Annotated in this window: 14 protein-coding genes and 1 pseudogene; 2 read left to right on the top strand and 13 right to left on the bottom strand. The window is 70.5% G+C overall.

Annotated elements, in window-relative coordinates; translation table 11 throughout:
- Positions 1-19: 19 nt before the first annotated feature.
- From KZ813_RS08210 to KZ813_RS08185, 6 genes are all read right to left on the bottom strand, one after another.
- The gene (locus KZ813_RS08210) at positions 20-694 is read right to left on the bottom strand and encodes a nucleotidyltransferase family protein (RefSeq protein WP_219754479.1); all 675 of its coding nucleotides are present in this window, start codon (positions 692-694) and stop codon (positions 20-22) included.
- Entirely contained in the window at positions 681-1604 is a 924-nt protein-coding gene (locus tag KZ813_RS08205; RefSeq protein WP_219754478.1) for an XdhC family protein, read from the bottom strand. Before KZ813_RS08205 ends, KZ813_RS08210 begins: the two co-directional genes overlap by 14 nt.
- Positions 1605-1709: 105 nt before the next feature.
- A complete protein-coding gene (locus KZ813_RS08200; RefSeq protein WP_219754477.1) occupies positions 1710-3914 on the bottom strand; it encodes a xanthine dehydrogenase family protein molybdopterin-binding subunit in 2205 nt (734 codons plus the stop codon).
- Positions 3915-3944: 30 nt separating this feature from the next.
- Positions 3945-6188: a xanthine dehydrogenase family protein molybdopterin-binding subunit gene (locus KZ813_RS08195; protein ID WP_219754476.1), complete on the bottom strand. Its 2244-nt coding sequence runs from the start codon at positions 6186-6188 to the stop codon at positions 3945-3947.
- Positions 6185-7150 carry an FAD binding domain-containing protein gene (locus KZ813_RS08190; RefSeq protein ID WP_219754475.1) on the bottom strand — a complete coding sequence of 322 codons (966 nt, stop codon included), beginning with the start codon at positions 7148-7150 and terminating at the stop codon, positions 6185-6187. The genes KZ813_RS08195 and KZ813_RS08190 overlap by 4 nt, the downstream gene beginning before the upstream one ends.
- Positions 7147-7656: a 2Fe-2S iron-sulfur cluster-binding protein gene (locus tag KZ813_RS08185; RefSeq protein ID WP_219754474.1), complete on the bottom strand. Its 510-nt coding sequence runs from the start codon at positions 7654-7656 to the stop codon at positions 7147-7149. Before KZ813_RS08185 ends, KZ813_RS08190 begins: the two co-directional genes overlap by 4 nt.
- 121 nt (positions 7657-7777) lie before the next feature.
- Here KZ813_RS08185 and KZ813_RS08180 point away from each other — a divergent pair, with 121 nt between their 5' ends.
- Together KZ813_RS08180 and KZ813_RS08175 are read left to right on the top strand one after the other, a co-directional pair.
- Positions 7778-8743, top strand: coding sequence for a glycerophosphodiester phosphodiesterase (locus KZ813_RS08180; protein WP_258046582.1), 966 nt, complete (start codon positions 7778-7780; stop codon positions 8741-8743).
- On the top strand, positions 8743-9021 hold the full coding sequence (locus tag KZ813_RS08175; protein ID WP_219754473.1) for a hypothetical protein: 279 nt from the start codon (positions 8743-8745) through the stop codon (positions 9019-9021). The genes KZ813_RS08180 and KZ813_RS08175 overlap by 1 nt, the downstream gene beginning before the upstream one ends.
- Positions 9022-9354: 333 nt before the next feature.
- Here KZ813_RS08175 and KZ813_RS08170 read toward each other — a convergent pair whose 3' ends face one another.
- The 7 genes and pseudogenes from KZ813_RS08170 to sucD form a co-directional block, all read right to left on the bottom strand.
- Entirely contained in the window at positions 9355-9648 is a 294-nt protein-coding gene (locus tag KZ813_RS08170; RefSeq protein WP_308461824.1) for a GCN5-related N-acetyltransferase, read from the bottom strand.
- A gap of 10 nt (positions 9649-9658) precedes the next feature.
- Positions 9659-9865 carry a TOBE domain-containing protein gene (locus KZ813_RS08165; protein WP_219754472.1) on the bottom strand — a complete coding sequence of 69 codons (207 nt, stop codon included), beginning with the start codon at positions 9863-9865 and terminating at the stop codon, positions 9659-9661.
- Between the two features lie 12 nt (positions 9866-9877).
- Positions 9878-11278, bottom strand: a complete 1401-nt coding sequence (gene lpdA, locus KZ813_RS08160; RefSeq protein ID WP_219754471.1) for a dihydrolipoyl dehydrogenase — start codon at positions 11276-11278, stop codon at positions 9878-9880.
- 96 nt (positions 11279-11374) lie between these two features.
- A pseudogene (locus KZ813_RS08155) lies at positions 11375-11630 on the bottom strand (GIY-YIG nuclease family protein).
- A gap of 124 nt (positions 11631-11754) precedes the next feature.
- The gene (gene odhB / locus KZ813_RS08150; RefSeq protein ID WP_219754470.1) at positions 11755-13011 is read right to left on the bottom strand and encodes a 2-oxoglutarate dehydrogenase complex dihydrolipoyllysine-residue succinyltransferase; all 1257 of its coding nucleotides are present in this window, start codon (positions 13009-13011) and stop codon (positions 11755-11757) included.
- A 77-nt stretch (positions 13012-13088) separates the two neighbouring features.
- Complete coding sequence (locus tag KZ813_RS08145) at positions 13089-16061, bottom strand: 2-oxoglutarate dehydrogenase E1 component (RefSeq protein ID WP_219754469.1); 2973 nt, start codon at positions 16059-16061, stop codon at positions 13089-13091.
- 85 nt (positions 16062-16146) lie between these two features.
- A complete protein-coding gene (sucD, locus tag KZ813_RS08140) occupies positions 16147-17037 on the bottom strand; it encodes a succinate--CoA ligase subunit alpha (RefSeq protein ID WP_219754468.1) in 891 nt (296 codons plus the stop codon).
- Positions 17038-17043 lie beyond the last annotated feature (6 nt).

Genomic DNA, 17043 nt, shown 5'->3' with positions numbered 1-17043 from the left:
TGGCAGCTTTAGACGGCGCTTACTCTCTCAGCTCCGCCCGCAGGGCCGCCAGCGCCTCGGCGTCGCCGCCGCGCAGCACGTGCGAGTCGGGCCGCGACAATGCCTCGGGCGCGTGGACCAGCTCGCGCAGCGCCTCCAGTTCCTCGGGCGTGTCGACGTCGATCAGCTCCGCGCCGTTGGTGACGACGTGGCGCCCCGACTGGATCAGGTCGCGCGCGCCCTGGTCGCCGCTGATCGCGAGCAGCTCGTCGAAGCGAGCGCGGCCGAACAGCGCGGGCGGCTTGGGTGAGTGCCCGTCGCTCGACGCCACCACCGCCCGCTCGCCCATCTCGCTCGCGTCGAAGAGGCGATGGATATGCGCGACGGTGACCCGCGGCATGTCGGCGAGCGCGATCAGCACCGCCCTGGCATCATGCGCGCGCGCGCAGTCCACCCCGATCCGCACCGAGGACGCCATGTCCCGCTCGGGATCGTCGTTGTGGACGACGTGGAAGCCGAACTGGGCGAAGTCGATCTTGCACCCGTCCACTACCGCGACGCGGCGGCGGAACGGCATGTCCTCCAACGCCACCGCGACATGCAGCCCGAGCGGGCGCGCCAGGAAAGGCTGATCGAGCTTGCTGCCGATGTCGCCGAACCGCCGCGAGCGGCCCGCGGCGAGCAGCACGAGTACGGTGTCCTCAACGGCGATCATTGAAGGCTCCCACCATCGCCGCCGCGATCGACAGCGCGATCTCGGACGGGCCGATCGCGCCGATGTCGATCCCGACGGGACCGTCGATCCGGTCGAGTTGATCAGTGTCAACGCCCGAGGCGGCGAGCCGCTCCCGCCGCGCCGCGTGGCTGCGCCGGCTGCCGAGCGCGCCGACATAGCCGGTGTCGGCGGCGAGCGCGGCGAGCAGCGCGGGGTCGTCGATCTTGGTGTCGTGGCTCAGCGTCACCACCGCGGTGGCGGGGCCGGGCCGCCACGCCGCGACCGCCTCGTCGGGCCAGCGGTCGTCGAGCGTCACGCCCGGGAAGCGCTCCTCGGTGAGGAAGCGACCGCGCGGGTCGATCACGACCGTCTCGATCCCCAGCGGCTGCGCCAGCGCGGCGAGACTCTGCGCGATCTGCACCGCGCCGACGATCAGCAGCCGCCGCGGCGGGTCGTAGCGGTTGGCGAAGACCTCGCCGGTCTCGAGCGGGCGCAGGTCGGCGTGGCCGGTGGCGAGATCGGTGGTGACGGTCAGCGAGCGGCCGTCGGCGCGTGCCTCGGCGATGCGATCGAACAGCTCGGGATCGAAGCCCTCCGCCGACACGGGCTGGACCATCACGCTGATCTCGCCGCCGCAGGGCAGGCCGACCTCCCAGGCGCTGTCGTCGGCGACCCCGTAGCGCTTGAGCTGGAACGGGGCGCCCGCGATCACCTGCGCCGCGGTGTCGAGGATGTCGCCCTCGACGCAGCCGCCCGAGACCGAGCCCTCGAACCGCCCGTCGGCGTGGACCAGCATGTGGCTGCCGCGCGGCCGCGGCGCCGAGCCCCAGGTAGAGACCACCGTGGCGAGCGCGAGGGGGGCACCTTTCCAGCTCTGCGCCGCGGCGAGGACGGAGTCGTTGTCGGCCATGGGTCAGTTTGTCCTAATCAGCGGATCGGCTCGGCGTCGAAGTGCCGTCTCGAAGCACCGCGACGCCCGAGGCACGGCGATCGCGCGAGGCATCACGTCTCCCACTCACACCGGCGGCAGCGCGGGCAGCAGCGTGTCGAGCGTCGCGGGCACGTCGCGGACTCGCACGCCGGTGGCGTTGTGGATCGCGTTGATCACCGCCGCGCCCGCGCCGGAGATGCCGAGCTCGCCCACCGCTTTCGCGCCGGTCTGGTTGGCCGCGTCGTCGATCTCCTCGACGAAATGGCACTCGATCCGCGGCACGTCGGCGTTCACCGCGACGTGATACTCGCCGAAATCGGGGTTCACGAAGCGGCCCGAGCGCGGGTCGACCACGGCGGCCTCGCCGAGCGCGTAGCTGATCCCCCAGATCATGCCGCCGACCAGCTGGTTGGTCGCGGTGGCGCGGTTGAGCACGCGGCCGACGTCGAACACGCCCACCATCCGCCGCACCCGCACCTCGCCGGTGACGGCATTGACCGCCACCTCGGCGAAATGCGCGCCGTGGCTCGCCTGGCTGGTGCGCTTGGCCTGCTGTCCCGGCGTGCTGCGTCCGCGCGCGACGATGGGATCATCGCGGACGAGGTCGGCGAGCGGCACTGATCGCGCGCCGGCGCTGACCTGACCGTCGCGGAGCACCAGCTCCTCGGGCGCGGCGTTCATCCGGCGCGCGAGCTCGGCGAGCACCTCCTCGCACGCCAGCGCCGCGGCGGAGGTGGCGCTGCCCGCGCCGAACGAGCCGCCCGAGCCCGCGGTGGGCGGCAGGTCGGTGTCGCCGAGCCGCACCGTCACCGCGGCGGGCGCGAGGCCGAGGATCTCGGCGACGGTCTGCGCCAGGATCGTGTAGGTGCCGGTGCCGATGTCGGTCATGTCGCACGAGACGGTCGCCGCGCCGCCCGCATCGAGCCGCACCTCGGCCTCGGCGGTGACGGTGAAGTTGCCGCGCAGCGCGGTCGCCATGCCGATGCCGATCAGCCACTCGCCGTCGAGCGCGCTGCCGGGGTCGGGCACCCGCTCGGGCCATCCGAACCGTCGTGCGCCCTCGTCGTAGCAGTCGAGCAGCCGGCGCGTGGAGAAGGGGCGCGAGGTCGAGGGATCATAGGCGGGCTCGTTGCGACGACGCAGCTCGATCGGGTCGAGCCCGAGTTCCTCGGCGAGCTCGTCCATCGCGCACTCGGTCGCGAAGGTGCCGATCGCCTCTCCGGGGGCCCGCACCGCGCCGGTCGGCGGCAGGTCGACGCGGACGAGGTCGGTCGTCATCCGCCGCGCGGCGCCGGCGTAGAGCGGGATCGTCCCGAACGGCACCGGCTCGACGAAGCCGGCGTCGTCGTTCTGCTGCGCCACGCTCTCGTGCGCGATCGCGGCGATATGGCCGTCGCGGTCGCAGGCGATGCGGACCCGCTGGGTGGTCGGGCTGCGATGGTGGACCAGATAGGCGGTGTCGCGCCGCGGCAGCGCGACCTTGACGGGGCGGCGCAGCCGCTCGGCGGCGATGGCGGCGAGGATCACCTCGGGGCCGACCCCGGTCTTGCCGCCGAAGCCGCCGCCCACATAGGGCGCGAGCACGCGGACTTTGTCGGGCGCCATGCCGAGCGCGGTGGCGATCGTGGTGCGCGCGGCGCCGACGATCTGGTTGCTCGAGCGCACGGTGAGCACGTCGCCCTCCCACCAGATCGTCGAGGCGTGCGGCTCGAGCGCGGCGGGGAAGTGCGCGGGTGTCGTGTAGGTGCGGTCGAGCACCACCGCGGCGTCGCGCAGCGCGGCGTCGAGGTCGCCGGTGTCGACGGGGGCGAGGAAGGCGGCCTTGGGCGCGCGCTCGATCGGCAGGTCGGCGGCGTCGTAGCGGCCAAGCGCGGGCTCTGCCTCGACGCGCACCAACGCGGCCGCCTCGCGCGCGACCGCCTGCGTCTCAGCGACCACGACGGCGACCGGCTGACCATAGTGGAAGACGCGATCGGTGCCTTGGTGCGGCATGGCGCGCGAGTTCGCGCCGCCGGCGGGGAGGCGCGGGTCGTCGTCGATCACCGCCAGCACGCCGGGCAGCGCGCGTGCCGCCGCGGCGTCGACGCGGGTGACCCGGCCGGCACCGACGGACGCGCCGACCACCGCCGCGTAGACGACGCCGTCCGGCGCGCGCTCATAGGCGTAGGGGGCGAAACCGGTGACCTTGAGCGGTCCCTCGACGCGCGGCACCGCTGCGCCGAGCACGCCCTGCACCGCGCGCGCCAGCCCGCCCGGCCGCTCCGCCGCGTCGATCGCCTGCTCGATCATCCTGCCCGTCCGGATTGTCCTGCGCTGGGCTCAGTCTGGCAGCCCGGGGAGCAGTTTGTCGAGCGTGATCGGATAGTCGCGCACGCGCACGCCGGTGGCGTTGTAGATCGCGTTCGCGATCGCCGCGCCCGCGCCCGAGATGCCGAGCTCGCCGATCCCCTTGGCGTGGATCGGATTGGCGTGATGGTCGCGCCCGTCGAGGAACTCGACCTCCAGCTGCGGGATGTCGGCGTTGACCGGCACGTGATATTCGGCGAGGTCGCGGTTCACCACCTTGCCGTTGCGCGCGTCGTGCACCAGCTCCTCGCTCAGCGCGGCGCCGATGCCGAAGGTCATGCCACCCAGGCACTGCGACCGCGCGGTCTTGCGATTGAGGATGCGTCCCGCCTCGAACACGCCGAGCATCCGCACCACTCGCACCTCGCCGGTCACCGCGTTCACCTTCACCTCGGCGAAATGCGCGCCGTAGCTGGCCTGACGGACCGCCTTTTCCTGATGCCCGGGCTGGATCGTGCCGACCACCTTCATGCCGTCGCCGACCAGCTCGGTGATCTCCACCGCGCGGTTCTCGGCGATGGCGCGGCCGTCCTTGAGCGTCAGCTCGTCCGCGTCGACGCCCATCGCCTTGGCCAGCTTCTCGCGCAGCCCCTCGCACGCGACATAGACCGACGAGCCCGACGACCCCGCGCCCCACGAGCCGCCCGAGCCCGCCGCGGGCGGCGCCTCGCCGTCGCCGAGGTGGACGATCACGCGGTCGAGCGGCAGGCCGAGCGTCTCGGCGGCGATCTGCGCGAGGATCGTGTAGGTGCCGGTGCCGATGTCGGTCATGTCGGTCGACACGATCGCGCGACCGTCCTTGGTCAGCTCGACCGAGGCGGAAGACTTCTGCAGCATGTTCGAGCGCACCGCGGCGGCCACGCCCAGGCCGTGGAGCCACTCGCCGCGCCGGTCGCCCGCGGTCTTCTTCCGCGCCGACCAGCCGAACGCCTCGGCGCCCCGGTCGAGACACTGGACCATCTGGCGGCTGGAGAAGGGCACCTTCTTCTCGGGGTCCTGCTCGGGCTCGTTGCGGCGGCGCAGTTCGATCGGGTCGATCCCGATCACCTCCGCCAGCTCGTCCATCGCCGCCTCGAGCGCGAGCATCCCGACCGCCTCGCCGGGCGCGCGCATCGAGCCCGCGAGCAGCCAGTTGAGCCGCACCAGCTTGTGGTCGGTCAGCCGGTTCTCGGCCGCATACGCGAAATGCGTGCCGATCGCGGCGGGCTCGAAATAATCCTCGCCCGGCAGGTTGCTCGCCAGCGTCTCGTGCGCGATCGCGGTGAGCTTGCCGTCGTGGTCGGCGGCGAGGCGGATGCGCTGCTCGGTGTTCGACCGTCGCACCGTGGCGTCGAACACCTGCTGGCGTGCCATCGCCACCTTGACGGGCCGATCGAGCCGCTTCGCCGCGATCGCGGCGGCGACGCTCTCGGGCGCGATGCCGAGCTTCGAGCCGAACCCGCCGCCGACGTAGCGCGAGATGATCCGCACCTGATCGTTGCCGACGCCGAGCGCCTGGGCGAGCTGCATCTGGTCCGACGCGACCATCTGGTACGAGCCGTGGAGCGTCAGCTTGCCGTCTTTCCACTCGGCGATCGAGGCGTGCGGCTCCATCGCGGCGGAGTTCTGGCTCGGCGTGGTATAGGTCTGGTCGACGGTATAGGTGGCGGACGCCATTGCCGCGTCGACGTCGCCCTGGCTCGACTGGGCCGGGATCTGGTCGGCGGGGGGGCGGTCGGCCGTGTCGCGGTGGTCCGCGAAGACGAAGGCGCCTTCCGCCGGTTCATAGTCGACCTTGACCCGCGCCGCGGCGTCCCGCGCCGCCTCGAACGTCTCGGCGACGACGATCGCGACGATCTCGCCGTGATAGTCGACCTTCTCGACGCCCTGGGTCGGCGCCTTCTTCTCGCCGCCCTGCTGCGGGTTGCGGATGAAGCTGGGATAATCGGTGATGACGTCGATCACGCCCGGCAGCGCCTTGGCCTCGTCCGCCACGACGTCGGTGATCTTGCCCGAGCCGAACGGGGCGCGGACGAGGACGCCGTAGCTCAGCCGCTCGGCCGGATATTCCGCCGCATAGGTGGCGCGGCCGGAGACCTTGAGCGGTCCCTCGACGCGGTCGATCGGCTGGCCGATGACCCCCTGCGCGCCGCGGTCGAGCAGGCTGTCGGGGACGGGCTTGTCCATGCGGAGCGAGCGGTGCTCGTCGCGGCCCAGGACGGTGTCGAGCAGGGTCATTGCGTGAGATCCCGGAGCGTGGCGATGAGGACGCGCCGCGCGAGCGGCAGCTTGAAGTCGTTGGTGCCGAAGCCTCTGGCCCCCTCGAGCAGGGCGTCCGCGGCGGCCTCGAACGCGGCGGTGCCCGGCGCCTGGCCGACCAGGGCGGCCTCGACCGCGGGGTTGCGCCACGGCATGTGCGCCAGCCCCCCGAACGCCAGCGCGGCGGACGCGATCGTTCCGTCCTCGACCGCGATCACCGCGGCGACCGAGACGAGCGCGAAGGCGTAGGAGGCGCGGTCGCGCACCTTGCGGTACGTCTGCTTCCCCTTCGGCGGGGCGGGTAACTCGACATGAGTGATCAGCTCACCCGGCGCGAGCACGTTCTCGATGTGCGGCGTGTCGCCCGGCAGGCGGTAGAAGTCCGCGATCGGGATGCGGCGCTTGTCGCCGTCGCCGCGCTGGGTGACGATCACGGCGTCGAGCGCGCGCATCGCCACCGGCATGTCGCCGGGGTGGGTGGCGATGCACTGGTCGCTGGTGCCGAGGATGGCGTGGATGCGGTTGAAGCCGCCGATCGCCTCGCAGCCGCTGCCGGGCTCGCGCTTGTTGCAGCCGGCGGCGGTGTCGTAGAAATAATAGCAGCGCGTGCGCTGGAGCAGATTGCCCCCGGTCGTCGCCTTGTTGCGCAGCTGGCCGCTCGCACCGGCGAGCAGCGCGCGGCTCAGCACCTCGTACTTGTCGATCACGCGCGGGTCGGCGGCGAGGTCGCTGTTGGGCACCAAGGCGCCGATGGTGAGGCCGCCGTCGTCGCGCTCCTCGATCTGGTCGAGGTCGAGGCGGCTGATGTCGACCAGCTTCTCGGGCGTCTCGACCTGGAGCTTCATCAGGTCGAGCAGGTTGGTGCCCCCCGCGATGAAGCGACCGCCGGCCTGCACCGCCTCCGCGACACTGCCGGGGCGCGCATAGTCGAAGGTCTTCATGCGGCCACCTCGCGCTGCTCGGCGGCGACCTCACGGATCGCCTCGACGATGTTGGGGTAGGCGGCGCAGCGACAGATGTTGCCGCTCATCCGCTCGCTGATCTCGCTCTCGTCGAACGCGGGATCGGTGAGGTCGGCGGAGACGTGGCTGGCCCAGCCCTTCTTCACCTCGTCGAGCATGCCCACCGCGGAGCAGATCTGCCCGGGCGTGCAATAGCCGCACTGATAACCGTCATGCTTCACGAACGCGGCCTGGAGCGGGTGGAGGTTCTCGACCGTGCCCAGGCCCTCGATCGTCATGATCTCGTCATCCTGGTGCATCACCGCGAGCGTGAGGCAGGCGTTGATGCGGCGACCGTTCACCAACATGGTGCACGCGCCGCACTGGCCGTGGTCGCAGCCTTTCTTGCTGCCGGTGAGCCCGAGATGCTCGCGGCACAGGTCGAGCAGCGAGGTGCGGACATCGACCTCGGCTTCGTAGGATTTTCCATTGATGGTGAAGTGCATGGACCGGCCCCTGACTAACATGTGCGAAACGTCGCGGCCGCTCGGCGGGTCCGTGCGAACGACTCTCATGGGGCTGGCGCTGCTGCTGGCGCCCGGCGCGGCGACGGCGCAGAAGGCGCGCATGACCGCGCCGACTCGCCCGCTGATCATCGCGCACCGCGGCGCCAGCGGCGAGCGCCCCGAGCACACCATCGCGAGCTACACGCGCGCCATCGAGCAGGGCGCCGACGTCATCGAGCCCGATCTCGTGCCCACCAGGGACGACGTGCTGGTCGCGCGTCACGAGAACGAGATCTCCGAGACGACCGACGTCGCGCAGCATCCCGAGTTCGCCGACCGCCGCACCACCAAGACGATCGACGGTCAGGCGCTGACCGGCTGGTTCGTCGAGGATTTCACGCTGGCCGAGCTGAAGACGCTGCGCGCCAGGGAGCGGCTGCCACAGCTGCGCCCCGCCAACACGGCCTGGGACGGCAAGGAGGCGATCCCGACCTTCGCCGAGGTGATCGCGCTGGCGAAGAAGCATCACGTCGGCATCTATCCCGAGACCAAGCACCCGACCTATTTCCGCTCGATCGGCCACCCGACCGACGCGCTGCTGGTCGCGCAGCTGCGCGCCGCGGGCTGGGACTCGCGCGCGGCGCCGGTCTTCATCCAGTCGTTCGAGGTCGACAATCTCAGGCGCCTGGCGACGATGACCAAGATCCGGCTGATCCAGCTCGTCGCGTCGAAGGGCGCGCCCGCGGACGGCGCCGCGCCGAGCTACGCCGCGATGGTGACGCCCGAGGGGCTACGCGCGGTGGCGCGCTACGCCTACGGCCTCGGGCCGGAGAAGGCGATGCTGTGGTCGGGCGCGACCGCGACGCCGCTGGTACGCGACTCGCACGCCGCGGGGCTGAAGGTGCATCCCTGGACCTATCGCGCCGAGAACGTCTTCCTCGACCCGCGCTTCCGCCGCGGCGATCGGCCCGAGGCCCACGGCGACCTGGTCGGCGAGATCCGCGCCGCGCTGGGGCAGGGCATCGACGGGTTCTTCACCGATTTTCCTGCTATCGGGGCGGAGGCACGGGGTCGGGAGACGAAGTGATGCGTCGGGTTCTGGTGATGTTGGCGGCGGTGCCGCTGGTGGTGACGGGCGGGTGCGTGCGGACGGCGTGGAACGTCGCGACGCTGCCGGTCAAGGCGGTAGGCAAAGGCGCCGACATGATGACGACCAGCGCAAAGGAGCGCGACGAGAAATACGTCCGCCAGCAGCGCAAGCAGGCCGAACGCGATGAGAAGGCGCGCCGCGAGCGTGAGAAGGCGTGCCGCAAGCACCCGGACCGGTGCGAGGCGGAGCCGGGGTATGCCGGGGCGGGGCGCTGAGGCGGTCGATCGACGCGGGTTGAGGTTTAGCTAGGGTCTGATCCACCTCCTTTGATCCGTGCTCCGGCGAACGCCGGCGCCCAGGGCCGAAGGGGTGACGCTCGTGGCTCGGGGCTCCTGCATGCGCGGGAGCACCCCGCTGGTTCACACCAGATGGATCAGCATCTCGTGTCGCCGCGGCGACGGCCGGGGCACAGTCGGGAAGGCAGATCTGAGACTCACCGCCGGCTCCGCACCTGGCCCCCGGCCTTCGCCGGGATGACGGCTGGTTGTGGCGGAACGTGAAGCGATCATCCCATCGCGGGTAGAGGTCCGCGGCCGCCTATGCGAACGCTACAACTTACCGCGCCACGCCAGCGACTGGCGGTTCAGCGCCGTCAGGTCCGCCTCGCCCGCCACGACCGCCTCGCCCAGCGCGACGGCGGCGTCCAGCTGCGCGTCGGTCGCGTGGCGGTAGGCCGGCCGCGCCGAGATCGCGTCATACCATCGCCCATCGCAGGCGTGGTCGAGCAGGATGCGCTGGAAGCAATGGTCCGCCCGCACCGGCCAGCCGCGCTCGCGCGCCAGGCCCGGCATCACCTCGCGGGTGAGCGCGAGCCAGCGGCGCTCGCGCTCGTCCCGGGTCACGCCGCGGCGGTCACTTGCCGATCAGGACGTCGCTCGCCTTCACCACGACGGTGACGCGGTCGCCGACCGCCAGTGCGAGCTCGGCGATCGCTTCCTCGGTGATCGAGGAGGTGACCAGATTGCCGCCGCCGATGTCGACCTTGACCGTGCCGTTGACCGCACCGGGCGTGATCGCGGCGATCGTGCCGCTGATCTGGTTGCGCGCGCTCAGCTTCATCACTCGCTCTCCTCAGGCGTGGATCGGCTTGCCGGTGACCGCCATCGCGGCCTCCTTGATCGCCTCCGAGTGGGTCGGGTGGGCGTGGCAGGTGTAGGCGATGTCCTCGCTGGTGGCGCCGAACTCCATCGCCTGCGCCGCCTGCGCGATCATCGTGCCGCCGACGCTGGCGATGCACCACACGCCGAGCACGCGGTCGGTCGTGGCGTCGGCGATCACCTTCACGAAGCCGTCCGGCTCATGGTTGGTCTTGGCGCGGCTGTTGGCGAGCATCGGGAACTTGCCGACCTTCACCTCGCCCCGCTCGCGCGCGGCCTCCTCGGTGAGGCCGACGCCCGCGATCTCGGGCCAGGTGTAGACCACCGAGGGGATCACGTCGTGGTTCACGATGCCGTGCCGCCCGGCGATGTTCTCCGCCACCGCGATGCCCTCGTCCTCGGCCTTGTGCGCGAGCATCGGGCCGGGCACGACGTCGCCGATCGCCCAGATCCCGTCCATCTTGGTGCGGAAGTCGTGATCGATCTCGACCTGGCCGCGCTGGTTGGTGGCGAGCCCGGCGGCCTCGAGGTTGAGCCCCTCGGTGTTGGCGCGGCGCCCGATCGACACCAGCACGCAGTCGGCCTCGAGCGTCGTCGCCTCGCCGCCCTGCGCGGGCTCGAGCGTCAGCACCGCCCTGCCACCCTCGACCGCGACGTTCGTCACCTTCGTCGAGAGCTTGAACTCGATCCCCTGCTTCTTGAAGATCTTGTTCGACTCCTTGCGGATGTCGCCGTCGAACCCGGGCAGGATCTGGTCGAGGAACTCGACGCAGGTCACCTTGGCGCCGAGGCGGCGCCACACCGAGCCGAGCTCGAGTCCGATCACGCCGCCGCCGATCACCACCATATGCTCGGGCACGCGCGGCAGCTCGAGCGCGCCGGTCGAGTCGACCACCACCTGCTGGTCGATCGTCACGCCAGGCAGCGCGGTGACCGAGGAGCCGGTCGCGATCACGATGTTCTTCGCGGTGACGCGCTGGTCGCCGACGGTCACGCTGTGCGCGTCCTGGAAGGCGGCGCGGCCCTTGAGCCAGGTCACCTTGTTCTTCTTGAACAGGAACTCGATCCCGCCGGTGAGTTGCTTCACCGCGTCGCGGCGCTGCGCGTGCATGGTCTCCAGGTCGAGCTCGACCTGGGTCCTGATGCCCAGCTTGGCCATCGCGCCGTTGGCGGCATGGTCGTACAGCTCGGAGGCGTGGAGCATCGCCTTGGAGGGGATGCAGCCGACGTTGAGGCAGGTGCCGCCCAGCGTCTCGCGGCTCTCGGCACAGGCGGTGCGGAGGCCGAGCTGCGCGGCGCGGATCGCGGCGACATAGCCACCCGGCCCGGCACCGATCACGAGGACGTCATAGTCGTACTGCTGTTCGTCAGCCATCACTCTGCTCCATCGTGCTCCTGCGAACGCAGGAGCCTAGGGGTTATCGCGAGGCGCCCTCTGTGGCTCTGGGTTCCTGCGTGCGCAGGAACACGATCAGAACAGCGTCTCGTATAGATCCTTCCAGCCTGGATTGAACCGCTCGATCAGGTCGAGCTTCCAGGCTCGTTTCCACTTCTTCAGCCGCAGCTCACGCTGGCGCGCATCCTGTATGTCGTCGCGCGCCTCGTACCAGACAAGCACTGCGCAGCCACATCGTTCGGAGAAGCCGTCGATAAGCCCGGTGCGGTGTTGGTATACTCGGGTTGCTCGTCACCCCCAGGTACAAGGTGCCGTTCCGACGACCTGCGATGAGGTAGACGTGACCGGGCTTCACCCTCCCTTCGTAGATCGTGCTCCTGCGAAAGCAGGATCCCAGCGCCGCGACCGTTGCGTTCGCGACCCTGGGCTCCTGCGCACGCAGGAACCCAGCGACCTCACAGGTCGATCAGGATGCGCGTCGGGTCCTCGATCGCGTTCTTGAGCGCGACCAGGAAGGTCACCGCCTCGCGGCCGTCGATCAGGCGGTGGTCGTAGCTCAGCGCGAGATACATCATCGGGCGCACCACCACCTGGCCGTCGCGGACCACGGGGCGCTCCTCGATGCGGTGCAGGCCGAGCACCGCGGACTGCGGCGGGTTGATGATCGGGGTCGACATCAGCGAGCCGAACACGCCGCCGTTCGAGATGGTGAAGGTACCCCCGCGCATCTCGTCCATCTTGAGCGTGCCGTCCTTGGCGCGCTTGCCGAAGTCGCCGATGGTCTTCTCGATCCCCGCCACCGACAGCGCCTGGGCGTCGCGGATCACCGGCACGACCAACCCGTTGGGCGCCGAGACCGCGACCGAGATGTCGGCGTAATCGTGGTAGACGATCTCCTCGCCCTCGATCGAGGCGTTGACCGACGGGATGTCCTTCAGCGCCATCGTCGCGGCCTTCACGAAGAAGCCCATGAAGCCGAGCCGGACGCCGTGCTTCTTCTCGAACAGGTCCTTGTACTTGGCACGCGCCTCGATCACCGCGGTCATGTCGACGTCGTTGAACGTCGTCAGCATCGCCGCGGTGTTCTGCGCCTCCTTGAGGCGCTTGGCGATGGTCTGGCGCAGGCGCGTCATCTTGACGCGCTCTTCCTTGCGGCCGGTCGAGGCGGCGACCGACGGGGTGGCCGGCGCCTCCTGCGCCGGTGCGCCGGCGGGCTTGGTCGAGGCCGCGGCGGCGACGTCCTCCTTGGTGAGGCGGCCGTCCTTGCCCGTACCCTTGACGGTCGACGGGTCGACCCCGTGTTCCAGCACCGCGCGGCGGACCGAGGGCGACAGCGCGGCGGGCGAGTCGCTGGTCACCGGCGCCTCGCCGTGGTTGCCGTAACCGCCCGCGACCGGCGCGGCCGCCTGTGGCGTGCTGGGCGAGGCGGCGGCAGCGGGCGCCGCCTCGGCCTTGGGCGTCGCGGCGGCGCCGTCGCCGCTCTCGATCGTCGCGATCAGCGCGCCCACCTCGACCGTGTCACCCACCTTCACCGCATGCTGGCCCATCACGCCCGCGACGGGGGAGGGGACCTCGACCGAGACCTTGTCGGTCTCGAGGCTGGCGATCGGCTCGTCGGCGGCGACCGGCTCGCCCGGCTGCTTCAGCCACTCGCCGACGGTGGCCTCGGTGATCGACTCGCCCAGCGTGGGGACCAGAACTTCGGTTGCCATCTTGTACCTCGTCATCCCGAGCGCGGGGTCTAGCATCAAACAGGCGTCCCGGCGCGGCGCCGGGACGCGGGATCGGATCAGGAAGAGGGCTGTGTCGCCTTCTTGCTGGTGTCGAGCTCGCGCGTGCGGCGGATCTCGTCGCGGACGTTGTGCCCGAGCGCGTCGGCGATCAGCGCGCCCTGCTCGGCCTGGTGGCGCTTCATCAGACCGGTCGCGGGCGAGGCCGCGGCGGCGCGGCCGGCGTAGCGCGGGCGCGCCACGCGCGACTGGGCCATGCCGAGCGCCTCCTCGATCAGCGGCTCGACGAAGAACCAATAGCCGTTGTTGCGCGGCTCCTCCTGCGCCCAGATCACTTCCTCCAGCGCGGTCAGGCGCGACAGCCGCTCGGCCAGCGCGTCGGAAGGGAAGGGGTAGAGCTGCTCGATGCGGACGATCTGCGTCTCGGTGTCACCCGCCGCGTCGCGCGCCTCGATCAGGTCGTAGGCCAGCTTGCCGGTGCACAGCACGAGCCGCTTGGTCCCGGCGTCGGGGGCGCCGTTGGTGTCCGACAGGATGCGGCGGAAGTGCGTGTCGCCGACGAAGTCCGCCGCGCTGCTGACCGCCAGCTTGTGCCGCAGCAGCGACTTGGGCGTGAACACGATCAGCGGCTTGCGGAAGTTGCGGTGCATCTGCCGGCGCAGCAGGTGGTAATAGTTCGCCGGCGTGGTGCAGTTGGCGACCTGGATGTTGTCGCCCGCGCACAGCTGGAGGAAGCGCTCGGGGCGCGCCGAGCTGTGCTCGGGGCCCTGGCCCTCGTAGCCGTGCGGCAGCAGCATCACCAGGCCGTTGGCGCGCAGCCACTTGGCCTCGCCCGCGGCGATGAACTGGTCGATCATGATCTGCGCGCCGTTGACGAAGTCGCCGAACTGCGCCTCCCACAGCACCAAGGTCTTGGGATCGGCGAGCGCGTAGCCGTATTCGAAGCCGAGCACACCGTACTCAGAGAGCGGGCTGTCGAGCACCTCGAAGCTGCCGTGGGGCACCGTCCACAGCGGCACGTATTTATGCTCGTCGTTCTGGTCGACCCACACCGCGTGGCGCTGCGAGAAGGTGCCGCGACCCGAGTCCTGGCCCGACAGGCGGACGCCATAGCCCTCGTGGAGCAGCGAGCCGAACGCCAGCGCCTCGCCCGTCGCCCAGTCGAAATTCTCGCCGGTGGTGAACATCTGGCGCTTGGCATCGAGCACGCGCGCGAGCGTCTTGTGGATCGCGATACTGTCGGGGACGGTCGTCAGCGTGCGGCCGATCGAGTCGAACAGTTTCTGCTCGATCCCGGTGTCGACGCTGCGGCGCGAACTCTCCGCGTCGGCGGGCGCGTGCAGCCCCGACCAGCGGCCCGCGAACCAGTCCGCCTTATTGGGCTTGTAGGCCGCGCCCGCCTCGAACTCACCCTCGAGCAGGGCGGTGAACTGGCCGACATTGTCGTCGATGAACGCCTGGTCGACCACGCCCTCCGCGATCAGCCGCTTGCCGTAGATCTCGCTGACCGGCGGGTGGCTGCGGATCGCCTTGTACATCAGCGGCTGGGTGAAGCCGGGCTCGTCGCCCTCGTTGTGACCGAAGCGGCGGTAGCACCACATGTCGATCACGACGTCGCGGTGGAATTTCTGGCGATATTCCATCGCGATCTTGGTCGCGAAGGTGACCGCCTCGGGATCGTCGCCGTTGACATGGAAGATCGGCGCCTGGACGCCCTTGGCGACGTCCGACGGATAGGGCGACGAGCGCGCGAACTGCGGGCTCGTCGTGAAGCCGATCTGGTTGTTGATGACGAAATGGACGCAGCCGCCGGTGTTGTAGCCGCGGATGCCCGAGAAGCCGAAACACTCCCACACGATGCCCTGGCCCGCGAAGGCGGCGTCGCCGTGGATCAGCACGGGCAGCGAGCGCGCGTGCGTGTCGAGGTCCTTGGCGATCGTCTGGATCGCGCGGATCTTGCCGAGCACCACCGGGTCCGCCGCCTCGAGGTGCGACGGGTTGGCGACCAGCGACATATGGACGTGGTGCCCGTCGAACTCGCGGTCGGTCGAGGTGCCGAGGTGATATTTGACGTCACCCGAGCCGCCGATGTCGTCGGGGTGCGCCGAGCCGCCCGCGAACTCGTGGAAGATCACGCGCAGCGGCTTGGCCATCACGTTGGCGAGCACGTTGAGCCGCCCGCGGTGCGCCATCCCGAACACGATCTCGTTGACGCCCGCGGCGCCGCCGTACTTGATCACGCTCTCGAGCGCGGGGATCATGCTCTCGCCGCCGTCGAGCCCGAAGCGCTTCGTGCCGACATATTTGCGGCCGAGGAACTTCTCCCACTGCTCCGCCTCGATCACCTTGGCGAGGATCGCCTTCTTGCCGGCGGTGGTGAACTCGACCTGCTTGTCCTTGCCCTCCATCCGCTCCTGGAGGAACTTGCGCTCCTCGACGTCGGCGATGTGCATATACTCGAGGCCGACGCTGCCGCAGTAATTGGCGCGCAGCGTGTCGACCACCTCGCGGATCGACGCCCATTGCAGCCCGAGCGAGCCGCCGAGATAGACCGGGCGGTCGATGTCGGCGTCGGAGAAGCCGTGATAATCGGTCTTGAGGTCGGCGGGCAGCTCGCGCGCCGAGGACAGGCCGAGCGGGTCGAGGTTGGCGGCGAGATGGCCGCGCACGCGATAGGTGCGGATCAGCAGCTGCGCGCGGATCGAGTCCGCCGCCGCCTTGACGATCGCGTCCTGCGACGGGGCAGGGGCCGCCGCCGCGGCGGGGGCAGGCTTGCCACCCTTGGCGGGCTTGGGCGCCGGCTCCATCTGCGTCGGGTCGAGCCCGGCGGTGAGGTCGTCGGTGGTGGTGAGCGGCCAGCGCTTGCTCTGCCACGAGGGCGCGTTCATCGATCCCTCCAGCCCCTCGAAGAAGCCGCGCCAGCCGGTCTCGACCGAGTCGGGCGATTCCTTGAAGCGGGCGTAGAGCGCGTCGATGAACGCCGGGCTGACGTTCCCGGCGATGTCGCTGAAATCCTGGCCTTCGTAGCCCATGACGCTCCTACCTTCGTCGCTCCGGCCCGCGCCGGGATCATGCGGCGCGCCGCCCCGGTGCTCACCGAGGCAACGGCCGGGTCGCTTACTTGTTCAGCACGCTCAGCAGCGTCGAGCCCAGCTCGCTGGGGCTCGCCGCGACCTTGATGCCGGCCGCCTCCATCGCCGCGATCTTGTCCTCGGCGCCGCCCTGGCCGCCGGAGACGATCGCGCCGGCGTGGCCCATGCGGCGCCCGGGGGGCGCGGTGCGCCCGGCGATGAAGCCCGCCATCGGCTTGCTGCGGCCGCGCTTGGCCTCGTCCTGGAGGAACTGCGCCGCCTCCTCCTCGGCCGAGCCGCCGATCTCGCCGATCATGATGATCGACTGGGTCGCCTCGTCTGCGAGGAACAGCTCGAGCACGTCGATGAAGTTGGTACCGTTGACGGGATCGCCGCCGATGCCCACCGCGGTGGTCTGGCCGAGGCCGGCGTTCGAGGTCTGGAACACCGCCTCATAGGTCAGCGTGCCCGAGCGCGACACGACGCCGACCGAGCCCTTCTTGAAGATGTTGCCCGGCATGATGCCGATCTTGCACTCGCCCGGGGTCAGCACGCCGGGGCAGTTCGGGCCGATCAGCCGCGACTTGCTGCCCGACAGCGCGCGCTTGACGCGGACCATGTCGAGCACCGGGATGCCCTCGGTGATCGCGACGATCAGCGGCACCTCGGCGTCGATCGCCTCGAGGATCGAGTCCGCGGCGAAGGGCGGCGGCACGTAGATCACCGACGCGGTGGCGCCGGTCTGGGCCACCGCCTCCGCGACCGTGTCGAAGTTCGGCAGGCCGAGCTCCTCGTGCGTGGTGCCGCCCTTGCCGGGCGTCACGCCGCCGACCATCTGGGTGCCATAGTCCAGCGCCGCCCTGGTGTGGAAGGTGCCGGTCTTGCCGGTCATCCCCTGGGTGATGACCTTGGTGTTCTTGTCGACGAGGATGCTCATTCGCGT

It is taken from the genome of Sphingomonas folli (assembly GCF_019429525.1).
Classification (GTDB): Bacteria; Pseudomonadota; Alphaproteobacteria; order Sphingomonadales; family Sphingomonadaceae; genus Sphingomonas; species Sphingomonas folii.
The sequence above is the reverse complement of the archived record's forward strand: the minus strand, read 5'-3'. Positions and strand labels throughout refer to the sequence as shown.

Excerpts from the sequence above, each read along its gene's own strand:
- KZ813_RS08210 (WP_219754479.1), bottom strand. The coding sequence starts at position 694 with ATGATCGCCGTTGAGGACACCGTACTCGTGCTGCTCGCCGCGGGCCGC.
- KZ813_RS08205 (WP_219754478.1), bottom strand. The coding sequence starts at position 1,604 with ATGGCCGACAACGACTCCGTCCTCGCCGCGGCGCAGAGCTGGAAAGGT.
- KZ813_RS08200 (WP_219754477.1), bottom strand. The coding sequence starts at position 3,914 with ATGATCGAGCAGGCGATCGACGCGGCGGAGCGGCCGGGCGGGCTGGCG.
- KZ813_RS08195 (WP_219754476.1), bottom strand. The coding sequence starts at position 6,188 with ATGACCCTGCTCGACACCGTCCTGGGCCGCGACGAGCACCGCTCGCTC.
- KZ813_RS08190 (WP_219754475.1), bottom strand. The coding sequence starts at position 7,150 with ATGAAGACCTTCGACTATGCGCGCCCCGGCAGTGTCGCGGAGGCGGTG.
- KZ813_RS08185 (WP_219754474.1), bottom strand. The coding sequence starts at position 7,656 with ATGCACTTCACCATCAATGGAAAATCCTACGAAGCCGAGGTCGATGTC.
- KZ813_RS08180 (WP_258046582.1), top strand. The coding sequence starts at position 7,778 with ATGACCGCGCCGACTCGCCCGCTGATCATCGCGCACCGCGGCGCCAGC.
- KZ813_RS08175 (WP_219754473.1), top strand. The coding sequence starts at position 8,743 with ATGCGTCGGGTTCTGGTGATGTTGGCGGCGGTGCCGCTGGTGGTGACG.
- KZ813_RS08165 (WP_219754472.1), bottom strand. The coding sequence starts at position 9,865 with ATGAAGCTGAGCGCGCGCAACCAGATCAGCGGCACGATCGCCGCGATC.
- lpdA (WP_219754471.1), bottom strand. The coding sequence starts at position 11,278 with ATGGCTGACGAACAGCAGTACGACTATGACGTCCTCGTGATCGGTGCC.
- odhB (WP_219754470.1), bottom strand. The coding sequence starts at position 13,011 with ATGGCAACCGAAGTTCTGGTCCCCACGCTGGGCGAGTCGATCACCGAG.
- KZ813_RS08145 (WP_219754469.1), bottom strand. The coding sequence starts at position 16,061 with ATGGGCTACGAAGGCCAGGATTTCAGCGACATCGCCGGGAACGTCAGC.
- sucD (WP_219754468.1), bottom strand. The coding sequence starts at position 17,037 with ATGAGCATCCTCGTCGACAAGAACACCAAGGTCATCACCCAGGGGATG.